Genomic DNA, 14,521 nt, shown 5'->3' on the forward strand with positions numbered 1-14,521 from the left:
TGAACTGAATGTGGGAGGAACTGCTCCCTCCCACATGAATTCAATACTGCGTTATACCGTTGCCGCAAATACCTCGCGAAACCGCGCCATTTCCCGCTTGTTCCCCACCGTCACTCGCACCCACTGCGGCCAGTTTTGCCACACGCGCCCGATCAGTACGCCATGGCCGGCAAGTGCGTCGATGACCTGCTCTGCCGGGCGCTTCACGTCGATCATGAAGCAGTTGGCCTGGGATGCCGTGCAGGTAAAACCACGGCCTTTGAGCCAAGAAATGGTGTCTTCGCGCAGTTGGGCATTGAGCGCCTTGCGTTGTGGCAGCAGCTTCACATCTTCCAGGCTGGCGAGGCCGCCGAGCAAGGACGAGCCGGCCGGGACGTTGTCGCCGCCAAACACCGCCAGGCGTTCCAGCAATGCTGGATGGCCGATTGCCAGGCCCAGGCGGGCGCCGGCCATGCCGTAGATTTTCGAGAAGGTGCGCAGCACCAGCAGGTCGTCGTGGTCCTTGACCCAACTCACCACGCTCGGGGCCTCGGCGAAGTCGATGTAGGCCTCGTCCACCACCAGCACACAGCCTTTGGGTTTGTTCGCCAGGGCCTGGCGGATGGCGTCGGTCGACGTCACGGTGCCCGTCGGGTTGTTGGGGTTGCACAGGTAGAGCATGCCGGCCTGGGGGTCAGCCGCCAGCATGGCCGGGATGTCGTGGGCATGCTCGCCGTCGAGGGCGACTTCTTTGACCGGCGCCTTGTTTGATTCGGCGGACTGGCGCGGCACTTCGTAGGACGGCGTAGCCATCACCAGGCCGCGGGTTTCGCTGGTAAATGCCAGCACCGCGTAGCGCAGGGCTGCCATGGAGCCGGAAAACACCGCCACCTTTTCTTCGGCAATCCCTTGTTGCTGGGCAAACAACTCAGCCAAGGCGTACATGTGTTTATAGGGATAACGCCCCGTGGTGGCGATGCCGCGCTGCATCGCTTCGCGGGCCGCCGACGAAGGCCCGTAGGGGCTTTCGTTGTAGTTGAGCAACACCTTGTCAGTCTTGGCCGACGGCGACGCGGCAACCGCCCAATCCAGGCGTCCGAGCAAAGGCAGGGCGGCGCCGAGGGCGAGAAGGGATCGACGACTGACGCTGACCATGGTGACTACTCCTTGTAGGCGGATGATGGATTCGCACTGCTCGTATAGATGAATATGACGAGACAAGGGTCGGCTGATTTAACCGAGCGCCCATGAAAAAGCCCCGTACGGCTTTCGACGACGGGGCTTTTTCATGGGCGGGTTTCAGTGCTCCCAGTAGTCTGCGATGGGGTATTGGGCGCACAAACGCTCAAGTTCAGCGCGAAATTGCAACTGCACAGCAGGCTCGACATGGTATTCGTGTTCGCCAAGCGGCGTGACCTGGCTAAGTACCCGGCACACCAGATCGACGACCTGCCGGCAGCCCTGCGCATCGACATTGCGTTGCGCCATGGAGCCGGTGCCGATACACAGGCCACTGGTAACGGCAGACGAACGGGTCTCGCCAGGTACACGACTTTTACTGACCACGATTCCGCAGCCTTCCAGCGCCGACTCGGCGATGGCACCGGTCATATCCCCGCGCAGACGGATCAGCACGGTATGGTTTTCACTGCGCCCGCCGACCACTTCATAGTCATGGGCCTGGAAGGCGTAGGCCGTTTCATCGGCCAGGGCGCGAACACGCCCCATGCAGACATCGAATTCCGCTGTCATCGCGTAGCCCAGCGCGGCGGCTTTGGCGGCGATCATATTGACCGCCGGCGCGCCCTGCATCCGCGGAAATACGGCTTGATCCAGCACACGGCTGAAGGACGCCCGTAAGCCCGGCACCTTGGTATGGGCGTCGCGGCCGGACAGGATCAGACCACCACGTGGGCCACCCAGCTGCTTGTGGGTGCAGGTGGTGGTGACATGCGCCGCGTTGATCGGGCTGGGGTGCCGACCGGTCACGACCAGCCCGGCAATATGGGAAATATCGGCCAGCAGGATCGCGCCCGCCTCGTCGGCAATAGCGCGAAACCGCTCGAAATCCAGCACACGTGAATACGCCGATGCACCGCAAATGATGATGCGTGGACGATGGGCCAGCGCCAGGGTGCGCACCTGCTCGTAATCGATCAGGCCTTCGGCAGTGGTGCCGTAACGAATTGCCTTGTAGTAGGCGCCGGTAAACACCGCAGGGCTGCCGTGGGTCAGGTGGCCACCGTGATCGTGGGCCATGCCCAGCAAGGTGTCCCCTGGTTCCAGCAGGGCGGACAGCACTTGGGCATTGGCATTGGAGCCCGAGTGCGACTGCACGCCGGCGTAGTGGGCGTCGAACAGTTCACGCGCCCTGCGGATCGCCAGTGACTCGACCAGATCGACGTTTTCACAGCCGGCGCGATGACGCTTGCCGGGCGCGCCCTCAGCGGTGACGTTGACCAGTGCAGACGCGGAGGCCACCAAAGTACGGGCCTTGACCGCACAGGAGGACGCGACCAATGAGAGTGTGCGGTGCTGGCGCGCCACTTCGGCGTCCAGCAGCATCGCCAACTCCAGGTCCTCGGCGCGCAGGTCCGCCATGCCTCGGCGCAACAGATCGGCCTGATCCTGCAGGTGTACGGTATTGACGGGCATCGGGGGGGTGTCCTTTCCTTGGTCGCTGCGTGTCAGTTCGTCCTGAACCGTGGCGTTCAATTAAACAGGAAATTAAACATTTTCCAAATTAAATGTTCGCTTTTGTCCCCCTTTACCGAGCGGATGGCCATTTGCCCTGCGCGCAGGCGCTGACGCGCATCCGGGACTTTATTGTTAGGCCGCACGCGTGCAACACTTGCGCCCGCCGCGATGCCTGGAACGCCCTGGATGGGCTTTTTTTGCTGAACAATCTGTACGGCATCTTCAACGCAACGGTTTTTACTAAAGGGAAGTGGTGAGCGCGTGATGCACAGACGAGAAAAAACCGAGCACTTGAAGAGCAACATCAAGTACTTGATCAAGAGCCGTGGTGAGACCCAGCTGTCGCTATGCAACGCCGCCGGCCTGACCCGCACCACGATCTACAACATCCTCGAAGGCAAGGTCGTCAACGTTCAACAGTCGACCCTGCGCAAGATTTCCGACTTTTTCGGTGTGTCCTACGAAGAAATCGAGACCATCGATTTTGAAGCCAAGGAAATCATCGAGAGCAGTGCCTCGCCCCAAGGCAACATGAACCCCGCAGCCGTGCCGGTGCTCAAGGAAAGCCAGGTCATGCAGCACCTGGATAAACGTATTGGCGAACTGGCGATCCTCTACCCGCTCACGTACTACTTCGGCACCTCCCATAACCTGATCGGCGTGCAACTGGAGCGCGCCATACCGGGCGTGAATGAGCCAGGCGACCTGTTGATCATCCAGAAGGGTTCGTCCAGCGACGATAAGGAAAAACTGGTGTTCGACCGGGCCACCCAAACGCTATTCATCAGCCGTGAAGCCTGCGCCAGCTCAGAACAACTGTGTGTCCTGGGGGATATCATTGAGGAGCGCTTCAATGACCACGTATGAAAGCGAGATCGAAAACAGTAAATACAAACTGCTTGGCTTCGAAAATGACAAGCGCCTGGCGGTGATCATGATCATCGCCACGGGCAAGATCATTAGGGTCAAGTTGAGCGAAGTCTTAAACAGCGAAATCATGGATAACCTGAACAAAATGGAAGTTAAAAACCTGTACAAGAAGTACTACTCCCAGGCCGGTACGATGACGGCGTACGACCTCAACGACCGCAATGAAAGTTCGTGGATGGTCTACATCGTCCTCAACCTGCTGCTCTTCACCTTTTACATCTTCACCAGCATTGCTGCGACTAAACCGATCTACATCGAGTCCCTCGACATCATCGTGACGCCGGGCACTTTCCTGTATCCGCTGACCTTCCTGATCGTGGACCTGCTCAACGAAAACTTCGGCCTCAGGCTCGCCAGAAAGGCCATCCTGTTTGCCTTTGCCAGCAACGCGATGATCATCGTTTTGCTCTACGGCTCGACCTTCCTGCCCGGCTTACCTGGATGGAAGCTCGACGGCCCCTACAACGATGTGATTGTGCAGGTGTCGTCGGTGTTGATCGCCTCTTCGATATCGTTCCTGGTGTCGGAAAACATCAACTCGTATTTGCTGTGCAAGATCAAAGAGCTGACCAACTCCAAGTACCTGTACCTGCGCATCTTCCTCAGTACGTTCTTCGCGGTGATTATCGACAGTTTCCTGTTCTGCTTTATCGCGTTCTACGGCGCCATGCAGACCAGCGATATCCTGAGCATGATCTATGTGCAGATCGCAATTAAGGTGGGCTTTGCGTTCTTCAATATCCTGCCGGCTTATGGCGCGCGTTCGCTGTTCAAGCGCTACCTGACCAACGCCAAGGCCTGATCCAGGCAAATCCCTCACCGGGCAACTGCACGTTTTGGGTCGTAGCAGCTGCCGAGGCCGGCCCGGCAAGACGGGATATACATGGGGATCAGTCGAGCTGCAGTTTTTGCTTGAGGTTCTGCATGACAGCCGTCTTGTTCCGCACGTAATCATTCAAGCCCCGTGCGCGCAGGTTGCACGCATCACACTCGCCGCAGCCAGTGCCAAGGACGCCGTTGTAGCAGGTCAGTGTCTGCTCGCGAACCAGGTCCAGTTGCTGGTGGTAGTCGGCCAAGGCCCAGGTCTCGGCCTTGTTCAGCCACATCAGTGGGGTTTCCAGGCGCACGTCGTATTCCATGCCCAGCTTGAGTGCCTGGTTCAGCGCCTTGACGAATTCATCGCGGCAGTCCGGGTAACCGGAGAAGTCGGTTTCGCACACGCCGGTGATGACCGTCTCGGCCTTCACCTGGTAGGCGTAGATCGCCGCCAGGGTCAGGAACAGAATATTGCGCCCCGGCACAAAGGTGCTGGGCAGGCTTTCACCTGAGCTGTTAACCGTCGGCACAGGAATGTTGTCGCGGGTCAGGCTGCTGATGGCCAGCTCATTGAGCAACGACACGTCCATCACTTTGTGAACGGTGGCCCCCAACTGCCCGGCGAGCTGCTGGGCGACTTCGACTTCTGCCACATGGCGCTGGCCATAATCGAAGGTAATGCAGTGCACTTCATCGTAGTGCGGCAGTGCGTGGATCAAACAGGTGGTGGAGTCTTGTCCGCCACTGAATACGATTACAGCTTTTTTAGTCATCGTTCTGCGTCCTGCATAGGTAGGATTTGGGCATAGTTTAAAGCTCACTCAATAAAAAACCCCGCGCTTCTTTCGAAGGCGGGGCCTTTTTACTGCTCAGGCACTCAGTGCGCGTAGGTCAGCAACAGCTCTTTCGGCACTTGGAAATCCAGGGACATCATCACGCTGAGCGCGGTGATGGTGAAGATCGAGAACACGAACAGCTTGCGCGCCCAGACGGTGTCGTCCACCGCCTTGTAGCCGGTCCAGGCCATGTACAACCAGTACATGCCCATGGCCGCGGCGACGGCAAGGTAGCTCATGCCGGCGTAGCCACTGAAGGTCAACATCAAGGTCGCCACGAGGAAGGCCAGGATGTAGAGCAGGATGTGTTTCTTGGCGACCTGGATGCCACGCTTGACCGGCAGGACCGGAATCGAAGCAGCCAGGTAGTCGTTGAAACGGAAGATCGCGATGGCGTAGGAATGCGGCATCTGCCACAGGCTGAACATCACCAGCAGCACCAGCGCAGCCATGTCGAAGCTATTGGTCACAGCCACATAACCAATCACCGGCGGCATCGCCCCCGACAGACTGCCCACCAGCGTGCCGTGAACCGACTTGCGCTTGAGGTACAGGCTGTAGAGGCCGACGTAGATGACAAAGCCGATCACGGCAAACAGCGCCGCCAACGGGTTGGCCACCTTGTACAACAGGGCCACACCGGCAACACCCAGGACGGTCGCGAAGATCAGTGCCAGCTTCAGGGAGATAAGGCCCTGGACCAGCACGCGATTCTTGGTGCGCTCCATCTTGATATCGATGTCACGGTCGATGCAGTTGTTGAAGACACAACCGGAAGCAACCACCAGGGACGTGCCGATCATCGCAGCCAGGAAGATGGCCAGATCGACATGTCCCTTGGAGGCCAGGAAGAAACCGCCCGCCACAGAAAGCACGTTACCGAAAATGATCCCCGGTTTGGTGATTTGGATAAAGTGCTTAAGCGACATCGGGTCTTACCTCACTTCGCCATCATGAACGTATGGATGCTGAACATGATCCATATCGACAGGCCAACCAGCAGCAGGATCACAAGACCTGCGAACACGAACGCAATCACGTTATCGCGCTGTTCCTTGGAACGATCCAGGTGCAGGAAGTACACCAGGTGAACCAGAACCTGAATCACCGCGAATGCCAGCACGATCATCAAGGTGATCGACTTGGGCAGGGTCGGGTACATCACCAGACCGAACGGGATGAGCGTCAGGATTACCGACAGGATGAAGCCGATGGCGTACGACTTAACGCTGCCGTGGCTCGCATCATGGCTGTCATGGTCATGGGAGTGTGCATTAGCCATTACAGAGTCCCCATCAGGTAAACAACGGTGAAGACGCAGATCCAGACCACGTCCAGGAAGTGCCAGAACAGGCTCAGGCAGCTCAGGCGGGTCTTGTTGGTGTTGGTCAGGCCGTGCTTATTGACCTGATACATCATCACCGCCATCCACAGCAGGCCGGCAGTTACGTGCAGACCGTGGGTGCCGACCAGCGTGAAGAACGCCGACAGGAAGCCGCTGCGGTGCGGGCCGTAGCCTTCGGAGATCAGCAGGTGGAACTCGTTGATCTCCATGCCGATGAAGCCCAGGCCGAACAGGAAGGTCAGGCCCAGCCAGCTCAGTACGCCTTTCTTGTTGCCCTTGTAGAAGGCCAACATGGCGAAGCCGTAGGTGATCGAACTGAACAACAGCAAGGCGGTTTCGCCGAGCACGTAAGGCAGTTCGAAGATGTCGTGGCCCGACGGGCCACCCGCTACGTTGTTTACCAGTACCGCGTACACCGCGAAGATCGACGCAAACAAGATGCAGTCGGTCATCAGGTAGAGCCAGAAACCGAAAACGGTCATCGGCCCCGAGTCGTGGTGATGGTCATCGTGCCCATGGTCATCGACATGGGCGTGTCCAGCATTGGTCACTAAGTTCGACATGGTTTAAGCCTGTTCCAACGAGGTTTCTACACGGTTGGCCGGGATCTTCTTCTCGGCTACCAGGCGAGCGTGTTGCTCGGCTTCGATGCGTTCGATCGTCTCGACCGGCACCATGTAGCCTTGATCGTCACGCGCGGCGTGAACGATGAAGTAACCGATAGTGCCAACCAGGCCCACGATTGCCAGCCACCAGATGTGCCAGATCATCGCGAAACCGAACACGGTCAACAGCGCACCCATCACCACGCCAGTGGCGGTGTTGTTTGGCATGTGGATCGGCTCGTAGTGCTTAGGACGCTGGTACGCAGTACCGTCTTCCTTGGCTTCGGTGAACGCATCAATGGTGTTCGCAGTAGGGATCACGGCGAAGTTGTAGAACGGAGGTGGCGACGAAGTCGACCATTCCAGGGTGTGGCCATTCCATGGGTCGCCGGAGTCGCAAGCGTTCTGCTTACGGTCACGGATACTCACGTACAGCTGGATCAGCTGGCAGGCGATACCCACGGCGATCATGATCGCACCGAACATGGCGACGTACAGGTACGGCACCCACTCAGGGTTGGTAGTAGCGTTCAGACGACGGGTCATGCCCATGAAGCCCAGAGCATAGAGCGGCATGAACGCGACGAAGAAGCCCGAGATCCAGAACCAGAACGCAGCCTTGCCCCAGCCTTCGTGCAGCTTGAAGCCGAACGCTTTCGGGAAGTAGAAGCTGAAACCAGCGATGTAACCGAATACCGCACCGCCGATGATCACGTTGTGGAAGTGAGCGATCACGAACAGGCTGTTGTGCAGGACGAAGTCAGCACCCGGGATGGCCAGCAGTACGCCGGTCATGCCGCCGATGGCGAAGGTCACCATGAAGCCCAGGGTCCACAGGACCTGGCTGGTCATGCGCAGACGACCGTGGTAGATGGTGAACAGCCAGTTGAATAGCTTCACCCCCGTCGGGATGGAAATCAGCATCGTCGCCAGGCCGAAGAAGGCGTTGACGCTGGCCCCCGAACCCATGGTGAAGAAGTGGTGCAGCCACACCATGAAGCCCAGTACCGAGATCGCACCCGATGCGTAGACCATCGAGTGGTGACCGAACAGGCGCTTGCCGGTAAAGGTCGAGATCACTTCGGAGAAGATACCGAACGCTGGCAGGATCAGGATGTACACCTCAGGGTGACCCCATGCCCAGAACAGGTTCACGTACATCATTGGATTGCCACCAAGTTCATTGGTGAAAATGTGGAAATCCAGGTAACGGTCAAGCGACAGCAGCGCCATGGTAGCGGCCAGGATCGGGAACGAAGCCACGATCAGGACGTTGGCCCAGGTGCAGGTCCAGGTGAAGATCGGCATGTCCATCAGTTTCATGCCAGGGGCGCGCATTTTCAGGACGGTGGCCAGGAAGTTGACCCCCGTCAATGTCGTCCCGAGCCCTGATAACTGTAGCGCCCAGATGTAGTAGTCCACACCCACGCCAGGGCTGTATTGCAGGCCCGACAATGGCGGATACGCGACCCAGCCGGTCTTGGCGAATTCGCCGACGCCCAGGGACAGGTTGATCAGCACAACGCCGGAAACCAGCAGCCAGAAGCTCAGGGAGTTCAGGAACGGGTAGGCAACGTCACGGGCACCAATCTGCAGCGGCAAGGCAAGGTTCATCAGGCCGGTGAAGAAAGGCATCGCCATGAAGATGATCATGATCACACCGTGAGCGGTGAAGATCTGGTCATAGTGTTCAGGCGGCAGATAGCCAGGCGAACCCTCGGTGGCCATGGCCAACTGGGTACGCATCATGATGGCGTCGGCAAAACCACGCAGCAGCATGACCATGGCAACGATGACGTACATGACACCGATTTTCTTGTGGTCGACAGACGTCAACCACTCGGTCCACAGGTAGGTCCATTTCTTGTAATACGTAATTGCTGCAAACAGTGCCAGACCACCCAGCGCGATCATGGCGATGGTCACCATTACGATCGGCTCGTGGAACGGGACCGCATCCCAACTTAATTTACCAAACATCGTTTACTCCTCTGCCCCAGCAGTTGAATGCGAGCCCGTGTCAGAACCTTCAACCGCGGCCACTTCTTTCTTCTCGTGCTTGACCGGCTTGCCTGGCTTCATACCTTCGTACTTGTCGACGATTTTCTGAAACAGGTTCGGCTCATACGTGGAGTACAGGGCGACTGGGTTGTTCTGGCTTGGTTTGGTCAGGGCGTCGTATTCAGCTTGATCAAGCTGTTTAGGTGCGGCCTTGACTTCGGCTACCCAGGCGTTGAAATCTTCCTGGCTCGTCGAGATCGCTTTGAATTTCATGCCGGTGAAGCCAGCGCCGCTGTAGTTCGCGGAGATGCCTTCCATTTCAGCTTTTTCGTTGGCGATCAGGTGCAGGCGGGTCTGCATGCCTGCCATCGCGTAGATCTGGCCACCCAGGGCTGGGATGAAGAACGAGTTCATCACGGCGTCGGAGGTGATCCGGAAGTTAAGCGGGGTGTTCTCCGGGAAGCGGATCTGGTTGACCGTGGCGATACCCAGGTCCGGGTAGATGAACAGCCACTTCCAGTCCAGCGCGACCACTTCGATGTTGATCGGCTTGACGTCGGACTCCAGCGGACGGTACGGGTCCAGCTCGTGGGTCGACTTATAGGTGATGTAACCCAAGGCGATGATGATGAGGATCGGGACCAGCCACACCGCGATTTCGATCTTGGTGGAGTGCGACCACTTGGGCGCGTAGGTCGCGTTGGTGTTCGACGCGCGGTATTTCCAGGCGAAGGCGAAGGTCATGATGATCACAGGCACCACGACCAACAGCATCAGCAGCGTGGCGGTGATGATCAGGTTTCGTTGATCCAGACCGATCTGTCCTTTCGGGTCCATCAAGGTCCACTTGCAGCCTCCCAGCATTAACATCATGCCAAGCAGCGGCAAAAAGCCTAGTAATCGGGGGTACCTGTTTTTACTCATCTCACGACCTCTAAAGCAGCTTGCGCAATGCAGTTGGGTTTTGATCGCCAACACTTCACCCTGCCAAGGGTTGGCATTTCTCTTCGATTGAATAAGAGCCTGCCCGGCACGCCATAACGGAGCGTTTCACGGACCTGCGGTGAGTTCTTATTCGATTTCGTGGTTAAAGGCCTTGTTACAGACCAATTCCATTTGGTGCGGATAGTTGAAAGGCTGCCGGAACCTTGGGGTCGCACAGAGCCATCCATCTGCCCCTCGACCGCTCCGGTGCTCAAATATTGAACAGCACCGGACATTCAGTGCGGGCGATTGTAGTTAGCTAGCGATGTATAAACCATGTCTTATAAAGAAATAATTTTTATCGATTACAGCAATAATCCTTCACCCATATTGCAAGGGTTCGCGATCTTATCGCGTTAGATTCCCAACAAAAACCACAAAAATTGCCGTGTTATTGGCGCAACCGCCGCAGCCCTTACATCGCGTAAGGGCATGCAAAACCTATCCAACCCCCCAGAAAACAAGGCATTCGGACATCACGCCAAGGCGTGTACGGCGTGAGGCGCATGGCCTCTCGCGAACCACGAACTGACAGCACATCTTGGGCGTTTTTTGCAAATTTAAGCGATGGTTTGGCGGGTCAGAAACGTCCGGCGGAGGCTTCCGTGTGACAACATGTCGCACGCTGCGCGCACCCCACCGTTGTCCGGCGTCACGCTCTGTTCACAAAAGCCTACAGGCAAAAACGCCCCGGCCCTCCTTAAAGAAGGACCGGGGCGTTTTCATGGAAGAGGTCAGGCCTTGCGTTGGCGATTGCGATAGATGCCCAGGGGCACCAGGATCACCGTTAGCACGAACGCCACCAAGGCCCACTGCGCCAGGGACAGGCCCAGCACCGGCGGATACGGCGTGCTGCAGAAGCCGTCGACCTGGAAGCCCAGCGGGAAGACCTTGGCCAGGGGCAGGTCATCGACGATAGGTTGCAGCACATCGATGCCACAGCTGACCTGCGGGAAGAACTGGGTGTACACGTGGTGTCCCGCCGCGGCCACCCCGCCGACGGCGCTGAGGATCACCAGGCCTTCGAAAAAGGTCAGGGCGCCCTTGGTGCGCATGGCTGCGCCGATGAAGGCGAAGATCGCAATCAACAACAAGGCATAGCGCTGCAGGATGCACAGCGGGCACGGCGCCTCGCCCAGCACCACCTGCATGTACAAGGCCCCACCGATCAGCGCCAGGCAGATGATGCCCAGCAACACCAGAAAGCGCCGCTCCCTGCCTAAACGCAATTCGTCACTCATCCCCGTATCCCTTTGTTTGGTTGTGCCAATGGCCGCAAGTTTACACACAGGGAGTGGTTTAAACAGAGGGGGGTTAACGGGGGATTAATCGGGCAGGACACGGATCAAAATGTGGGAGGGAGCTTGCCCCCTCCCACATTTGGAACAGTGGTATTTCTGAGAGGGCTATTCCAGGGCGGCTGCGGGGCCGAAGAATTCGTAGCGGGCCTGCTGCTCGGGTACGCCCAGGGCTTTCAGGTGGCGCTTGATGGCGGCCATGAAGCCTTTGGGGCCGAGGAAGTAGGCGTCCAGGTCGCGCTGTTCGGGCAACCAGGCGGCCAGTTGTTCCTGGTTCAGCAGACCTACCTTGTCGGCCGCCGGGCTGATGCCGTCGTCCTCGGTATAGCAGTAGAAGCGTTTGAGCTGCGGGTGCTGCGCCGCCAGGCCATCCACCCAATCGCGAAACGCATGCACCCCGCCGTTACGCGCACAGTGGATAAAGTGCACCGGGCGCTGCGTAGCCAAGGCCGCTTCGAGCATCGGCAAGGTCGGCGTGATGCCCACGCCGCCGCTGATCAGCACCAACGGTTTGTCGCTGGCCGCCAGGGTGAACTCGCCCGACGGCGGGAACAGGTCAATGGTTGCGCCGACGTGCAACTGGTCATGCAGGTAGTTGGACACCCGCCCACCGGCCTCGCGTTTGACGCTGATACGGTACAGGCCCGCATCGCTCAAGGCCGACAGGGAATAGTTGCGGCGCACTTCTTCGCCATCCAGCACCAGCTTCATGCCGATGTATTGGCCTGGGGCCGCTGCGAGAATCGCTCCGTTATCCACCGGGGCGAAGTAGAACGAAACGATCTCGTCGCTCTCTTCCACCCGCTTGACCAGCAGGAACGGCCGCGCACCGCGCCAGCCGCCGAGAGCCTGGGCTTTCTCGTCGTAGATGGCGGCTTCGGCGCCGATCAGGATGTCTGCCAACTGGCCGTAGGCGTTACCCCAGGCCGTCATCACTTCTGGCGTGGCAATCTCGCTGCCCAGCACTTCGGAAATCGCCCGCAGCAGGCAGGCGCCAACGATCGGGTAATGCTCCGGCAGAATCTGCAAGGCCACGTGCTTGTTGATGATCTTCGCCACCAGGTCGCCCAGTTGATCGAGCTGGTCGATATGCCGCGCGTACATCAACACCCCATTGGCCAGGGCGCGGGGCTGGTCGCCGCTGGCCTGGTGGGCCTGGTTGAACAGCGGACGGACTTCGGGATACTCCGAAAGCATCATGCGGTAGAAGTGGGTGATCAGCGCTTCACCGCCGCTTTCCAGCAGGGGCACGGTGGATTTGACGATGGCACGGTCTTGGGCACTAAGCATGGGAGCCTCCTGGGCTTCTTTACTGATTGCCCTTAGCTACTCAGTATTCGTGCCAACCTATAAACCTATATTTTTCAATGAGTTAAATAATACATAGTCAATATGACTTCCTACACTTTATAGTCATAAGGACTACAAGGAGTCATTATGACTGCGCAATCGCTGCTCACCACCCTGCTACCCCTGGTCGCCGACCTGTCCCGTGACCTGCCTGAAGGCGAGCGTTACCGTCGCCTGCTGCAAGCCATGCGCGCCCTGCTGCCGTGCGACGCCGCCGCGTTGCTGCGCCTGGACGGTGAATGGCTGGTGCCGCTGGCGGTCGATGGCCTGAGCGCCGACACCTTGGGCCGGCGCTTCAAGGTCAGCGAGCACCCGCGCTTCGCCGTGCTGCTCGGCAGCCCCGGCCCGACGCGCTTTGACAGCGACAGCGAATTGCCCGACCCCTACGACGGCCTGGTTGATGGCTTGCACGGACACCTGCAAGTGCACGACTGCATGGGCTGCCCGCTATTCATCGACGACCAGCCGTGGGGCCTGCTGACCCTGGATGCCCTCGACACCGAGCGCTTCGAACGGGTTGAGCTGGACGCCCTGCAAGCCTTCGCCAGCCTCGCCGCCGCCACCGTCAACGTGGCCGAACGCATCGAACGCCTGGCCCTGCGCGCCGAAGACGAGCACCAGCGCGCCGAGATCTACCGCCAGGCCAGCGGCCAGCAGCACAAGGAAATGATCGGCCAGAGCAAAAGCCACAAGCGCCTGATCGAAGAAATCAAACTGGTGGGCGGCAGCGACCTTACCGTGCTGATCACCGGCGAAACCGGGGTGGGCAAAGAGCTGGTGGCCCAGGCTATCCACGCGGCCTCCCATCGTGCGGACAAACCATTGATCAGCCTCAACTGCGCCGCCTTGCCGGAGACATTGGTGGAAAGCGAGTTGTTCGGCCACGTACGTGGCGCCTTTACCGGCGCGCTGAACGAGCGTCGCGGCAAGTTCGAACTGGCCAATGGCGGCACCTTGTTTCTGGATGAAGTGGGCGAGTTGTCGCTGGCCGTGCAGGCCAAGCTGCTGCGCGTGCTGCAAAGCGGCCAGTTGCAGCGCCTGGGCTCCGACAAGGAGCACCAGGTGGACGTACGCCTGATCGCCGCCACCAACCGCGACCTCGCGGACGAGGTGCGCAACGGCCGCTACCGCGCCGACTTCTATCACCGCCTGAGCGTATACCCGCTGCAAGTGCCGGCACTGCGCGAGCGCGGGCGTGATGTGTTGTTGCTGGCGGGCTTCTTTCTGGAGCAGAACCGCTCACGCATGGGCCTGGGCAGTCTTCGCCTGAGCAGCGATGCCCAGGCGGCGCTGTTGGCCTATAACTGGCCGGGTAATGTGCGCGAGCTGGAGCACTTGATCGGACGCAGCGCGCTGAAAGCACTGGGGAGCTGTCGTGAGCGGCCGAGGATTCTGAGCTTGAGTGCCCTGGATCTGGACTTGCCCGATGTCAGCGCACCGGTGATCGAAGCATCGGCAGAAACAGCCTTGGCCGTTACCGGCGATCTGCGCCAGGCCACAGAGGCCTACCAGCGCCAAGTGATCAGCGCCTGCCTGGAACGCCATCAGCACAACTGGGCCAGCGCCGCCCGCGAACTGGGCCTGGACCGTGCCAACCTGGGCCGCATGGCCAAGCGCCTTGGCCTCAAATAGCAAGGACAACTCGGCCAAATGTATGAAATGCAGGAAATGTGGGAGGGG

13 protein-coding genes are annotated in these 14,521 nt (G+C 59.0%); 3 read left to right on the forward strand and 10 right to left on the reverse strand.

Annotated elements, in window-relative coordinates; genetic code table 11:
• Nucleotides 1-51: 51 nt before the first annotated feature.
• Together ptaA and AB3G88_RS23290 are read right to left on the reverse strand one after the other, a co-directional pair.
• Nucleotides 52-1,134: a pyoverdine biosynthesis transaminase PtaA gene (gene ptaA, locus AB3G88_RS23285; RefSeq protein ID WP_400530209.1), complete on the reverse strand. Its 1,083-nt coding sequence runs from the start codon at nucleotides 1,132-1,134 to the stop codon at nucleotides 52-54.
• 144 nt (nucleotides 1,135-1,278) lie between these two features.
• The gene (locus AB3G88_RS23290; protein WP_480451847.1) at nucleotides 1,279-2,634 is read right to left on the reverse strand and encodes a serine hydroxymethyltransferase; all 1,356 of its coding nucleotides are present in this window, start codon (nucleotides 2,632-2,634) and stop codon (nucleotides 1,279-1,281) included.
• Nucleotides 2,635-2,940: 306 nt separating this feature from the next.
• Here AB3G88_RS23290 and AB3G88_RS23295 point away from each other — a divergent pair, with 306 nt between their 5' ends.
• Nucleotides 2,941-3,543, forward strand: a complete 603-nt coding sequence (locus AB3G88_RS23295; protein WP_099587280.1) for a helix-turn-helix transcriptional regulator — start codon at nucleotides 2,941-2,943, stop codon at nucleotides 3,541-3,543.
• Nucleotides 3,530-4,408, forward strand: coding sequence for a queuosine precursor transporter (locus AB3G88_RS23300; protein ID WP_480451849.1), 879 nt, complete (start codon nucleotides 3,530-3,532; stop codon nucleotides 4,406-4,408). The genes AB3G88_RS23295 and AB3G88_RS23300 overlap by 14 nt, the downstream gene beginning before the upstream one ends.
• A gap of 88 nt (nucleotides 4,409-4,496) precedes the next feature.
• Here the strand turns inward: AB3G88_RS23300 and queC are convergent, their stop codons facing one another.
• From queC to hmpA, 8 genes are all read right to left on the reverse strand, one after another.
• A complete protein-coding gene (gene queC / locus AB3G88_RS23305; protein ID WP_480451851.1) occupies nucleotides 4,497-5,195 on the reverse strand; it encodes a 7-cyano-7-deazaguanine synthase QueC in 699 nt (232 codons plus the stop codon).
• Nucleotides 5,196-5,299: 104 nt separating this feature from the next.
• Nucleotides 5,300-6,187, reverse strand: a complete 888-nt coding sequence (cyoE, locus tag AB3G88_RS23310; protein ID WP_019817484.1) for a heme o synthase — start codon at nucleotides 6,185-6,187, stop codon at nucleotides 5,300-5,302.
• Nucleotides 6,188-6,198: 11 nt separating this feature from the next.
• Nucleotides 6,199-6,540: a cytochrome o ubiquinol oxidase subunit IV gene (gene cyoD / locus AB3G88_RS23315; protein ID WP_010206434.1), complete on the reverse strand. Its 342-nt coding sequence runs from the start codon at nucleotides 6,538-6,540 to the stop codon at nucleotides 6,199-6,201.
• Nucleotides 6,540-7,166 carry a cytochrome o ubiquinol oxidase subunit III gene (locus tag AB3G88_RS23320; protein WP_017734786.1) on the reverse strand — a complete coding sequence of 209 codons (627 nt, stop codon included), beginning with the start codon at nucleotides 7,164-7,166 and terminating at the stop codon, nucleotides 6,540-6,542. The genes cyoD and AB3G88_RS23320 overlap by 1 nt, the downstream gene beginning before the upstream one ends.
• 3 nt (nucleotides 7,167-7,169) lie before the next feature.
• Complete coding sequence (gene cyoB / locus AB3G88_RS23325; RefSeq protein ID WP_033896216.1) at nucleotides 7,170-9,188, reverse strand: cytochrome o ubiquinol oxidase subunit I; 2,019 nt, start codon at nucleotides 9,186-9,188, stop codon at nucleotides 7,170-7,172.
• A gap of 3 nt (nucleotides 9,189-9,191) precedes the next feature.
• Entirely contained in the window at nucleotides 9,192-10,133 is a 942-nt protein-coding gene (gene cyoA, locus AB3G88_RS23330; protein ID WP_043205874.1) for a ubiquinol oxidase subunit II, read from the reverse strand.
• A gap of 794 nt (nucleotides 10,134-10,927) precedes the next feature.
• The gene (locus tag AB3G88_RS23335; RefSeq protein ID WP_032885619.1) at nucleotides 10,928-11,434 is read right to left on the reverse strand and encodes a disulfide bond formation protein B; all 507 of its coding nucleotides are present in this window, start codon (nucleotides 11,432-11,434) and stop codon (nucleotides 10,928-10,930) included.
• A gap of 165 nt (nucleotides 11,435-11,599) precedes the next feature.
• The gene (gene hmpA / locus AB3G88_RS23340) at nucleotides 11,600-12,781 is read right to left on the reverse strand and encodes an NO-inducible flavohemoprotein (protein ID WP_480451855.1); all 1,182 of its coding nucleotides are present in this window, start codon (nucleotides 12,779-12,781) and stop codon (nucleotides 11,600-11,602) included.
• Nucleotides 12,782-12,928: 147 nt separating this feature from the next.
• Between hmpA and norR the strand changes: the two genes are divergently transcribed.
• Nucleotides 12,929-14,473: a nitric oxide reductase transcriptional regulator NorR gene (gene norR, locus AB3G88_RS23345; protein ID WP_191948313.1), complete on the forward strand. Its 1,545-nt coding sequence runs from the start codon at nucleotides 12,929-12,931 to the stop codon at nucleotides 14,471-14,473.
• Nucleotides 14,474-14,521: the final 48 nt, after the last annotated feature.

This window comes from Pseudomonas arvensis, assembly GCF_056688935.1.

Bases quoted from the DNA above. Each gene is read 5' to 3' on its own strand.
- ptaA (WP_400530209.1), bottom strand. From the start codon at position 1,134: ATGGTCAGCGTCAGTCGTCGATCCCTTCTCGCCCTCGGCGCCGCCCTG.
- AB3G88_RS23290 (WP_480451847.1), bottom strand. From the start codon at position 2,634: ATGCCCGTCAATACCGTACACCTGCAGGATCAGGCCGATCTGTTGCGC.
- AB3G88_RS23295 (WP_099587280.1), top strand. From the start codon at position 2,941: ATGCACAGACGAGAAAAAACCGAGCACTTGAAGAGCAACATCAAGTAC.
- AB3G88_RS23300 (WP_480451849.1), top strand. From the start codon at position 3,530: ATGACCACGTATGAAAGCGAGATCGAAAACAGTAAATACAAACTGCTT.
- queC (WP_480451851.1), bottom strand. From the start codon at position 5,195: ATGACTAAAAAAGCTGTAATCGTATTCAGTGGCGGACAAGACTCCACC.
- cyoE (WP_019817484.1), bottom strand. From the start codon at position 6,187: ATGTCGCTTAAGCACTTTATCCAAATCACCAAACCGGGGATCATTTTC.
- cyoD (WP_010206434.1), bottom strand. From the start codon at position 6,540: ATGGCTAATGCACACTCCCATGACCATGACAGCCATGATGCGAGCCAC.
- AB3G88_RS23320 (WP_017734786.1), bottom strand. From the start codon at position 7,166: ATGTCGAACTTAGTGACCAATGCTGGACACGCCCATGTCGATGACCAT.
- cyoB (WP_033896216.1), bottom strand. From the start codon at position 9,188: ATGTTTGGTAAATTAAGTTGGGATGCGGTCCCGTTCCACGAGCCGATC.
- cyoA (WP_043205874.1), bottom strand. From the start codon at position 10,133: ATGAGTAAAAACAGGTACCCCCGATTACTAGGCTTTTTGCCGCTGCTT.
- AB3G88_RS23335 (WP_032885619.1), bottom strand. From the start codon at position 11,434: ATGAGTGACGAATTGCGTTTAGGCAGGGAGCGGCGCTTTCTGGTGTTG.
- hmpA (WP_480451855.1), bottom strand. From the start codon at position 12,781: ATGCTTAGTGCCCAAGACCGTGCCATCGTCAAATCCACCGTGCCCCTG.
- norR (WP_191948313.1), top strand. From the start codon at position 12,929: ATGACTGCGCAATCGCTGCTCACCACCCTGCTACCCCTGGTCGCCGAC.